The organism is Candidatus Omnitrophota bacterium (assembly GCA_028715415.1).
Lineage (GTDB): Bacteria > Omnitrophota > Gorgyraeia > Gygaellales > Profunditerraquicolaceae > JAQURX01.
On sequence record JAQURX010000006.1, the window covers coordinates 89,799 to 99,663 of the forward strand.

The 9,865-nt window shown below is 36.9% G+C and carries 11 protein-coding genes; all 11 read left to right on the top strand.

The genetic code is table 11. From position 1 onward, the window contains the following. The first annotated feature begins 18 nt into the window (after positions 1-18). The 11 genes from PHO70_03940 (at position 19) to PHO70_03990 (ending at position 9,622) form a co-directional block, all read left to right on the top strand. Positions 19-408, top strand: coding sequence for a response regulator (locus tag PHO70_03940; GenBank protein MDD5432121.1), 390 nt, complete (start codon positions 19-21; stop codon positions 406-408). A 181-nt stretch (positions 409-589) separates the two neighbouring features. Further along, complete coding sequence (locus PHO70_03945; protein MDD5432122.1) at positions 590-3,913, top strand: CHASE domain-containing protein; 3,324 nt, start codon at positions 590-592, stop codon at positions 3,911-3,913. A gap of 16 nt (positions 3,914-3,929) precedes the next feature. Next, on the top strand, positions 3,930-4,292 hold the full coding sequence (locus PHO70_03950) for a response regulator (GenBank protein MDD5432123.1): 363 nt from the start codon (positions 3,930-3,932) through the stop codon (positions 4,290-4,292). Between the two features lie 45 nt (positions 4,293-4,337). Next, on the top strand, positions 4,338-4,706 hold the full coding sequence (locus PHO70_03955) for a response regulator (protein MDD5432124.1): 369 nt from the start codon (positions 4,338-4,340) through the stop codon (positions 4,704-4,706). A 30-nt stretch (positions 4,707-4,736) separates the two neighbouring features. Then, positions 4,737-5,105: a response regulator gene (locus PHO70_03960; protein ID MDD5432125.1), complete on the top strand. Its 369-nt coding sequence runs from the start codon at positions 4,737-4,739 to the stop codon at positions 5,103-5,105. A 58-nt stretch (positions 5,106-5,163) separates the two neighbouring features. Next, positions 5,164-5,538, top strand: coding sequence for a response regulator (locus PHO70_03965; protein ID MDD5432126.1), 375 nt, complete (start codon positions 5,164-5,166; stop codon positions 5,536-5,538). Between the two features lie 22 nt (positions 5,539-5,560). Beyond that, positions 5,561-7,234 (top strand): type II secretion system ATPase GspE, encoded by a 1,674-nt coding sequence (gene gspE, locus PHO70_03970; protein MDD5432127.1) that lies wholly within the window; start codon positions 5,561-5,563, stop codon positions 7,232-7,234. A 143-nt stretch (positions 7,235-7,377) separates the two neighbouring features. Beyond that, positions 7,378-7,587, top strand: a complete 210-nt coding sequence (locus PHO70_03975) for a hypothetical protein (protein ID MDD5432128.1) — start codon at positions 7,378-7,380, stop codon at positions 7,585-7,587. 10 nt (positions 7,588-7,597) lie between these two features. Further along, positions 7,598-8,812, top strand: coding sequence for a type II secretion system F family protein (locus PHO70_03980; GenBank protein MDD5432129.1), 1,215 nt, complete (start codon positions 7,598-7,600; stop codon positions 8,810-8,812). A gap of 5 nt (positions 8,813-8,817) precedes the next feature. Next, on the top strand, positions 8,818-9,210 hold the full coding sequence (locus PHO70_03985; GenBank protein ID MDD5432130.1) for a type II secretion system protein GspG: 393 nt from the start codon (positions 8,818-8,820) through the stop codon (positions 9,208-9,210). After that, positions 9,155-9,622 carry a prepilin-type N-terminal cleavage/methylation domain-containing protein gene (locus PHO70_03990; protein MDD5432131.1) on the top strand — a complete coding sequence of 156 codons (468 nt, stop codon included), beginning with the start codon at positions 9,155-9,157 and terminating at the stop codon, positions 9,620-9,622. Before PHO70_03985 ends, PHO70_03990 begins: the two co-directional genes overlap by 56 nt. Positions 9,623-9,865: the final 243 nt, after the last annotated feature.

Here is a 9,865-nt window from a genome sequence, read left to right on the forward strand (position 1 = left end):
ACAGAGGAGAGCGCAAAAATGCCTGATAAAAAAAGAATTTTTATAGTGGATGATGAACCGGAAATCGTAAAATTAATTACTGATTTACTTGAGCCGGCGGGTTTTGAAGTTAAGTCAACAACAGAGCCTAAGCAGGTAATTTATTTGATAAAAAGTTTTAAACCGAATCTGATACTTTTGGATTTATTAATGCCTACCTTAGGCGGGCTTGAAATCTGTGAGATGCTTAATAAGGATTCGCAGACTCAAGGTATACCAATCATTGTTATTTCTGCTCTTGCCGGGACAGTTGATGTGAAAAAGGCATATAGCCTTGGGATTGTCAGCTATTTTAAGAAACCTTTTGAGCTCCAAAAGCTTTTGGCAGAGATTAAAAAGATACTTTCCTATAAAGAAACCCAACTTTAATTTTTAGCCGTAATTTTCTTGCACAACTCGTTAGTTATGATATAATTATATGAATTTTAAGGCCTTGAATCTATTCACAAAGAGGACTACTTATGGGTGCGATTGAGGTTGTTGTTAATCACATTAATATATTGCCTGGGAAAAGAATTTTATTCCCAGGTTTTTTTATGGATAACTGGGTATGATTAAAAAATATTCAGTAAAAGGTAAATATTATGTTGTTGCACTTGTATTGTTATTAGGTGCAGTTATATCTTTTGGCTTATTCCTTGGCGCGCAGAAGATTGAGAGGACCAATTTAATAAAAGAATTTGATTCTTTTTGTGATGAAAGGCTTGATTTAATCGAGAAGTCAGTACAGGATTGCATAGAACTGCTTCAAACGGTAGCTTCTTTTTATGCTTCAAGTGTTTCGGTTGAAAGAGATGAATTCAGGATTTTTGTTGAAAATATTTTAAAACGGCACAAAGAAATTTTATCTATTGATTGGATGCCGAGAGTCGGAAATGCAGAAAGGCTTAGTTTTGAAGAAAAAATTCGCAGGGAGGGTTTTCAGAATTTTCAGATTACCGAAAGAGATGAGTCAGGAAAGTTCGTAAGAAGCAGCAGAAGAAATGAGTATTTTCCGGTTTTATTCATTGAGCCTTTCAATAATATTACTAAAGTAATTTTAGGTTATGATATTAATTCTGATGTTGACCGTAAGGCCTCTTTAGCTAACGCATTAGAAACAGGAGGGGTTGGGGTAACTTCAAAAATAGGGCTTTTAGAAAAACTCAATATTTCTGGAGGCGCTTTTGGCCTGCGTTTTTTTCTGCCTGTAACCGATGATTATAAACCTCATTTAACCCTAGAGCAACGAACCGCTAATCTCAAGGGATTTCTTTCTTTGGTTGTTCCGATTGACTCGCTTATAGAAACGTCCTTGTCTTCCTTGACTCCGGTAGGAATTAATTTTGCGATATATGATGAAACCTCTCCAGAGATATCCAATTTTATTTACTTGCATAATACGCGTGTAAGGGCTAGTCCAAATATTGGCAAATTAACGAATATGCTGGGTAAATATTCTTATGCGGATATTTCCTATACAAGGTATTTTGATTTTGCAGGGCGCAGGTGGAAATTTGTTTGTTATCCGGATTCTGTATTTATCCATAGGTTCAATAGCCTTTTGAAATGGGGGGTGTTTTGCCTTGGTTTGTTAATTACTTTATTGCTTGCCGCATATCTTTTTGAGATAGCAAGGCGTACAGCAAGAGTTGAGTTATTAGTAGGTGAACGCACTACTGCATTAAAAGAATCGGAAGAAAAATACAAAAGTTTAGTGGATAATATCACTCTTGGGGTTGCGCTTGTTAATCCCCAGATGCAGATTCTTGCAATGAATAATCAGATGAAACAATGGTTCCCGGATGCTGATACTGCTAAGCAGCCTATTTGTTACAAGGTTTTTAATAGGCCCCCGCGGGAAGAAGCTTGTTCTTATTGCCCTACCTGCAAAACTTTAAAGGATGGATTAAGGCATGAGGCTATAACTGAAACTCCGCTTGAGGATGAGATAAGGAATTTTAGGGTTATTTCCTCTGCAGTCAAGTCTGTAAACGGAGATATTATTGCAGCAATTGAAACTATTGAGGACATTACTGTACGTAAACATTTTGAAGATATATTAGATGCACAAAGAAGAGAATTGCAAAATATTATTGATTATTCTCCGGTTTTCATTTTTTACAAAGATAGGGTAAATAAACTTATTAGGGTGAACAAAAGTTTTGCTGAATCCCAAGGAGCGAAGAAAGAAGACTTGGAAGGTAAATCCATGTTTGATCTTTTTCCTGAATACGCTGAAGCTTATTGGTCTGATGATAAGGAGGTTATCGTTTCCGGCAGGCCAAAATTCGGGATTATCGAATTACTTAAGACTAAACAAGGTTTACGCTGGGTTCAGACAGACAAAGTTCCGTTTAAAGACGATAAGGGGAATATTAACGGTATTATTGGTTTTAGTGTTGATATAACTGAGCGTAAGAGTTCAGAAGAGCTGCTTAAGAAGTCATATAATATGCTAAGGGAAATAATTGAGAAGTCTCCGTTTGGTATTTATATTGTAAACTCCAAGGGACAAGTTGAATATGTTAATGATGCTATGCTTAAGCTATCCGGAGAGACCAGAGAACAATTCTTGGGTTTAAATGTTTTTGATTTTGCGCATTATAAAGAGGCCGGCCTTATTGATAAAATAAAACTTGGGCTTAACGGCGAATATTTTAAGATTGATAATGTTGAATATACTTCTTATTTTGGGCAGATGACTACAGTGCGGAATTTTACGGGTATTCCTTTGGAGGAAGGCGGGAGTAAAAAAATCTTAATGATAGTTGAGGATATTACCGAGCGTAAGCGTCTAGAGAGAATCAAGGATGATTTTATAAGCACCGTTTCTCATGAACTGCGGACGCCGCTTTCAATTACAAAAGAAGGGATAAGTTTGGTGTTAGATGGGATAACCGGAGCGATAAACGAGAAGCAGGCGCGAATCCTTACAACATCAAAAGATAATATTGATAGGCTTGCGAGAATCATCAATGACCTCCTTGATATCTCTAAGCTGGAAGCAGGAAGAGTAGAGCTTAAAAAAGAATTTTTTGACATAACCGAGATGGTGAAGAACATCGGGTTAAGTTTCGAGCCGCAAATAAAGAAAAAAGGGCTTAATTTGAAATTAGATGTCCCTAGCGAAAAAATAAACGTTTATGCGGATCCGGATAAAATCAATCAGGTTTTTATTAATTTAGCCGGAAACTGCGTAAAGTTCACAAATGAAGGATATGTTGAAATCACAATAAGAGAATTAGGGGATGAGGTTGAATGTGTTGTTGCCGATACTGGAATAGGTATTGGCAAAGATGATCTTACGAAAGTATTTAGTAAATTCCAACAATTTGGTAGGGTTGCGGGCCCTGGAGACAGAGGTACTGGTTTAGGCTTGTCAATCGTTAAAGGGATTATTGAATTACACAAAGGGAATATTTTCGTTGAGAGCCAGGTTAAGAAGGGCACCAAGTTTACTTTTATGCTTCCAAAGTATACTTTTCGTCAGGCCTTAAAAGAAAATATTGATAAAGAAATTGAAGAAGCCTTAAGGAGTGACTCTAAACTTTCTTTAATTATTATCAAGACTGCCATAGTAGATATGAGGCTTATGGGTACCAAGCTTTATTCAATACTTGATTCCATGATTAATATTGTTAAAAATAGCTTGACTCGTAAAAAAGATATAGTTATAAAAGAAGACGGGCAGGTGATAGTGATTCTGCCGGATTGTGATAAAGAAAATGTTTTAATGGTTGTTGGCAGGATAAGGGAAGGCATATCAAAATATTTGGCTGCTTACGATTTGACAGAGGGAGTAAAAATTAAGGTTGGGCACGCTACTTTTCCTGATGAAGCTAAAAATGATGAGGATTTAGTGCTCATAGCAGAATCAAGTAATTATAGTTAATTAAACGGAGGAAAGAATGGGAAAGAAAAAGATATTAGTAGTTGATGATGAGCCAAGTTTGGTTGAGATGTTGAAGATGAGGCTTGAGCTAAACGATTTTAACGTAGTTACTGCCTCTGATGGGCAGGAAGGCATGTTAAAAGCCAAGAGCGAAAAACCCGACTTGATCCTTTTAGATATTCTTATGCCCAATATGGACGGGTATTCGTTTGTCAGGGAAATAAAAGCTGACGAATCATTGAGAAATACAAATGTTATCGTTTTGACTGCTAAAGCAGGGATGAAAGATTTGTTTGCTATTGAAGGAATTAAACATTATGTGGAGAAACCTTTTGAATATAGTGATCTTTTAGCTAAGATTAATTCGTTATTAGGTTAAATTGCAAGGCAACTTAGGGCTTTTGAAGCAGGAGGAATAAGCAACATGGATAAAAAAAGAATTCTTGTGGTTGACGATGAATCACAGTTAGTTGAATTGATTCAGATGCGCCTTGAGGCCAATGGTTTTGAGGTTATCACTGCCTATAACGGCCAGGAGGCTTTGGATAAAGCCCGGCAGGAAAAACCCGATTTAATTATATTAGACCTTATGCTTCCTAAGATTGACGGTTATAAGGTCTGTCGGATGTTAAAATTTGACGAGAAATATAAAAATATTCCTGTAATATTGTTTACCGCTAGGGCGCAGGAAGATGATATTATCCTGGGGCAAAAAGTCGGCGGAGATGCGTATATTACTAAGCCGTTTGATCCAGATGCTTTGCTTGCTAAGATAAAAGAATTATTGAAATAGGTTTTTAAGATTAATTAGGGAGGGAATTTAATGGAAAAGAAGAAGATATTGATTGTTGATGATGAAAAAGACCTTGTTGATTCAGTTAAGATAGCCCTTGAGGTAAATCATTATGCAGTATTTGCCGCTTATGACGGAGAACAGGCTTTTCAAATGGTTGAGGAAGTAAACCCTGATTTGATTGTTTTGGATATCATGCTTCCTAAGAAAGATGGTTTCCAGGTTTGCGAACAGTTGAAAAAAGACCCGAAATACGCGAATATCCCTGTGATTATGCTAACTGCTAAAGAACAAGAAGAGGATATTAAACTTGCAAAAAAAGTAGGTGCTAATGCGTATATTTCAAAACCGTTCGAAATCGGGCTTCTGTTTTATAATATTACAAATTTGCTTAAATAGCTGTAAGCTAACAGAAGTATTCTCTTAGAAGTGCTTCAAGCAGATGCAGGAGGTTTGGATGGAGAAGAAAAAGATACTAGTTGTAGACGATGAAGAGGATTTAATTAAATTTGTCAAAGTAAGGCTTGAGGCTAATAATTACGAAGTATTTTTTGCTTATGACGGTCAAGAAGCGCTTAATGTAATAGATGAAGTTAATCCGGATCTATTAATTTTAGATATTATGCTTCCAAAAAAGAATGGTTATGAAGTTTGTGAGAAGCTCAAGAAAGACCCTAAATATTCACACCTACCTATACTAATGCTCACAGCTAAAGATCAGCAAAGAGACGTGGATCTGGCAAAAGAAATGGGAGCAGATGCTTTTATTTGTAAGCCGTTTGAGGCTGAGCTTTTGCTTTACGATATCAAGAATTTGCTCCACTTGTCTTAAGATTTAATTAAACGGAGGCTTTATGTCAAAGAGTGTAAATATTGATGTACTCTTAAAAAAAGGTGTAGTCACGCAAGACCAGATTAATAGCGCAAAAGAGGAAGCAGCAAAGACCGGCATGACTATAGATAAAGCTCTTGAAAGACTGGGTTTTATTTCTCAGGTTGATATAGGCAATATAATTGCTGATTCAATCGGGGTGCCTTTTATTGACTTAAGCGATTATCTAATTGATCCGGATGTTATTAAATTTATTCCTGAATCAATAGCAATGAAATATAGGGTTGTTCCTTTATTTAAGATTGGGGACAGCCTAACTATTGCTATGGCAGACCCTCAGGACATCATTGCTATGGATGAAATAAGGATTAAGTCCGGATTATCTTCTATTGATGTGGTTTTGTCAACTGAGGAAATGATACAAAGAATTATTGATCAGTATTATGGTTCAATTGGCAGCACGCAGGAATTAATAAAAGGTTTAACTGAAGAAAAGATGGAGGAGCAGTTAAAGCAGGGTAAGCGTTTGTCTGATATTGCTGAGGAAGCTCCTGTAATTAAGTTAGTCAATTTAATAATTATGCAGGCTGTTAAAGAAAGGGCCAGCGATATCCATATTGAGCCCGGAGAAAGTTCAGTGTTAATCCGCTTTAGAGTAGATGGCATTCTCCATGAAGCTCAGAATATCCCAAAACATCTGCAAAGCGCTCTTTGTTCCCGTGTTAAAATAATGGCCAAGATGGATATTTCCCAGACGCGTATTCCCCAGGACGGCAGAATCCAGCTAAAAATGGAAAATAAAAATTTGGATTTGAGGGTTTCAACTTTTCCGACTATGCACGGGGAAAACATTGTTTTAAGGATTCTGGATAAAACATCAGTGCTCTTGGGGCTTGCGGAATTAGGGTTTCAAGAATTGGATTTAAAAGCTTTTGATAAATTGATTAAACATCCGAATGGGATAATTTTGGTTACAGGGCCAACAGGCTCCGGTAAAACTACCACGCTTTACGCAGCACTCTCTACAATAAATGATATAGGTAAGAATATAATTACGATTGAAGACCCCGTGGAATATGAAATCCCTCTTATCCGGCAAACCCAGGTTAATGTTCAGGCAGGTCTTACTTTTGCAAATGGTTTGAGGAGCATCTTAAGGCAGGACCCGGATATTGTTATGGTCGGAGAGATTCGTGATAAAGAAACAGCAGAGATTGCGATTCAGGCATCATTAACAGGGCATTTGGTTTTGTCAACTTTGCATACAAACGATGCCGCAAGTTCTCTTACGCGTTTACTGGATATGGGGATTGAGCCTTATCTGATCGCAAGTTCTGTTATAGGTATTCTGGCGCAGAGATTAGTAAGAGTAATTTGCCCCAAATGCAAAGTTAATTATACCCCTTCGGAAGAAGTTATCAAGGACTTGAATATTGAAGAAAAGGTTGAATTTTCCCGTGGGAAGGGTTGTATGCACTGTAAGAATACCGGGTACATGGGAAGAAAAGGCATTTTTGAGCTTTTAGTTATTAATGATGAGATTAAAAATCTGGTTACTGCTAAAGCAAATGCAGCCCAAATTAAGAAAGTGGCTGTATCAAACGGCATGCGTACACTATATGAAGATGGTATTGAGAAAATAAAAAAAGGCATTACTACCGCAGAAGAGGTCTTAAGGGTTACTGAAGAAGCGTAATAAATAATTAATCCCTACCCGCATCTTTGCTTATCGGCACCTTGGCATAATAAATGATTGCCAAATATGCCCTTTCTGGGCAGAAGGCAAAGAGTGCCTTTGGTAGGGCAAACAGGGCAGGGCTTGTGCCCGGGAGGTAAAGTATGGCGATTTTGATGGGATTTGCAATAATAACACTAATCTTAGGGCTGCTTTTTATCGGAGGACAAGATGTCTTAAAGAAATTATCAGATGGCATGAACAAAATTGTGATTGAGTTTAAGGCTCCCTCGGAAAAGGAAAGTAAATTTGTTGGAGTTTTCCTGATTGTATTTTCCATTGTTTTGTTTTTTGTCGCCTCTCGTTTAAGATAGCAAGGAAGCTATGCCTAATTTTAAGTATAAAGCTAGAGACAGCTTTTCAAGGTTAGTAAATGGAGTAATCGCTGCAGAAAACAAGGATCATGGCGTGAAAAAACTGCAGGATATGGGGTATGTTATAATTTCTCTTTCCGAGGTTTCAGAAATCAATCCCCTTACGCTTCTAAAACGGTTTGAAAGGGTGGGCCTTGAGGAACTAAATATTTTTACCCGCCAGCTTTACTCCTTACAGAAAGCAGGTCTTCCTTTATTGTCAAGCCTTGAAGCGGTTGCGCTGCAAACTAAAAGCAGGTATTTTAAGACAGTGATTATGGATATTGCCCGGAATATCCGGGGAGGGTCAAGTTTTTCTTCGAGTTTAAAAGAATATAATAATATTTTTGATGAAGTATATGTCAGCATGATTAAAGCAGCGGAGATCGGTGGAAATATTGTAAGTATCCTTGAGAGACTAAATAGCCTTATTGAACAGCAGATTGATACAAGAGCCCGGATTAAGGCAGCTACAAGATATCCGATGATTGCTTTTTTTGTGTTATGCGTTGGATTTTTAATCGTGGTTACTTTTGTCATCCCGCGATTTGCGATGATTTATGGCCAGTTTAATGCCACACTTCCTTTGCCAACTAGGATTTTGATTTTTATAAGTGTATTGATTCAGAAATTCTGGTTTTTGTTTATTTTGGGTTTAATAGGGGCAATTATCGCTTTTAGGGCATTTATTTCTTCTAAATTGGGCCGTCCTATTTGGGATAATTTTAAGTTAAAGGTTCCGATTTTAGGCCCGTTGGTTAATTTGTTAATAATGTCTCGTTTTGCGAGAGTTACATCAATACTGATGAAAAGCGGAGTGCCTATTTTGGAAGTCCTGGATTTAACTTCAAGAACTTCCGGAAATATAATAATTTCTCGCGCGATTCTTAATATCAGGGAAAGTGTTAGCCAGGGTAGAGGGCTTTCTGAGCCAATGAAAGTAAGTAATCTGTTCCCTCCAGTTGTAGTGCAAATGATCGCCGTCGGAGAACAAACGGGAAGAGTTGATGAGCTGCTTTTTAGTGTTGCTGATTATTATGACCGTGACGCAGCCTATATGATAAAGAATTTAAGTACTTACATTGAACCAATACTGATTTTGGTTTTAGGTTGCATGGTTTTACTTATGGCTCTGGCAATATTCTTGCCAATGTGGAACCTGATTAGAGTTTTTAGGTCTTCTTAAAAGGTATGTTTAGCCTAAAGGTAAAACGTTCATTCTCGGTTTTTGAATTGATGGTTGTTTCTTGTGTTATATTTATTCTTATAGGTTTATTCGCGAATTATTTCAACATTGTTTTGAGAGCGGGAAGGGAAGAGGCGTTAAAAAACGAACTGATGAATTTGCGGCTGGCAATTCAGCATTATCAAATTAATAATAATTCATTTCCTGTTTCGCTTCAGGAACTTACAAATATTAAGTTGACACCAAAGGATTTTAGCTATAAAATTATGTATAAGTATCTTAATTATTATAGGGTTATGAAAGATGGAACTTTAGTTGACCCTTTTCTTAATAGATACGCTTATGATAAAAATAAAGGCCAGGTTAACTCAACTACAAAAGGATATGAAAGGTGGTGAGAAGATGAGAATAGCAGGGAAAAAGAAAGGTTTTACGCTAATTGAATTGGTAATGGTAATTACAATATTAGGTATTCTTTCGGCTGTAGCATTGCCCACATTCTGGAATCTTCAAGAGGATGCTAAGAGAGCTGCTTGTAGAGGTGCTTTGGGCGGCCTGCGTAGCGGTATTTCTATTTGGTATGCTAAGACCGCAGCTTCTGGCGCGGCAAGCTTTCCTACAGGCGCTGAGTTATCTTCTTCTCCGGGTGGCGTAATGCAGTTTGGTATTCCGGTTAATCCTTACAATAGCCAAAGTAATATTCTAGTTTCCTCTTCAATTAGTACTTCGTTAACAAACGGCTGGATTTATAATGATACTACCGGGCAGATTTATTCTGCTGCATTGCAAACAGTTGGTTCTAATTTTTAATTGATTTTTAAAGAGTGTTTATTTTATGGCTGATTTTTTAAGTAATTTTTAAAGAATCAGCCATAAATATTTTATTTATAAAAATGCCTTCCAAAAAGATTAAAAATCTTATTCTTGTTTTGTTGCTAGCTGCTATTAGCTTTGGTATTTATTTTAATTCCCTCCAAGGGGGTTTCCTGATTGATGATTTTTCCGGGATATCTAACAACCCTGTTATTCAAAACTTAAAAAATTTCATCAGCA

Coding starts and splice junctions, on each gene's coding strand:
- PHO70_03980 (MDD5432129.1), top strand. CDS start 7,598: ATGCCTAATTTTAAGTATAAAGCTAGAGACAGCTTTTCAAGGTTAGTA.
- PHO70_03960 (MDD5432125.1), top strand. CDS start 4,737: ATGGAAAAGAAGAAGATATTGATTGTTGATGATGAAAAAGACCTTGTT.
- PHO70_03955 (MDD5432124.1), top strand. CDS start 4,338: ATGGATAAAAAAAGAATTCTTGTGGTTGACGATGAATCACAGTTAGTT.
- PHO70_03985 (MDD5432130.1), top strand. CDS start 8,818: ATGTTTAGCCTAAAGGTAAAACGTTCATTCTCGGTTTTTGAATTGATG.
- PHO70_03975 (MDD5432128.1), top strand. CDS start 7,378: ATGGCGATTTTGATGGGATTTGCAATAATAACACTAATCTTAGGGCTG.
- gspE (MDD5432127.1), top strand. CDS start 5,561: ATGTCAAAGAGTGTAAATATTGATGTACTCTTAAAAAAAGGTGTAGTC.
- PHO70_03940 (MDD5432121.1), top strand. CDS start 19: ATGCCTGATAAAAAAAGAATTTTTATAGTGGATGATGAACCGGAAATC.
- PHO70_03990 (MDD5432131.1), top strand. CDS start 9,155: ATGATAAAAATAAAGGCCAGGTTAACTCAACTACAAAAGGATATGAAA.
- PHO70_03965 (MDD5432126.1), top strand. CDS start 5,164: ATGGAGAAGAAAAAGATACTAGTTGTAGACGATGAAGAGGATTTAATT.
- PHO70_03950 (MDD5432123.1), top strand. CDS start 3,930: ATGGGAAAGAAAAAGATATTAGTAGTTGATGATGAGCCAAGTTTGGTT.
- PHO70_03945 (MDD5432122.1), top strand. CDS start 590: ATGATTAAAAAATATTCAGTAAAAGGTAAATATTATGTTGTTGCACTT.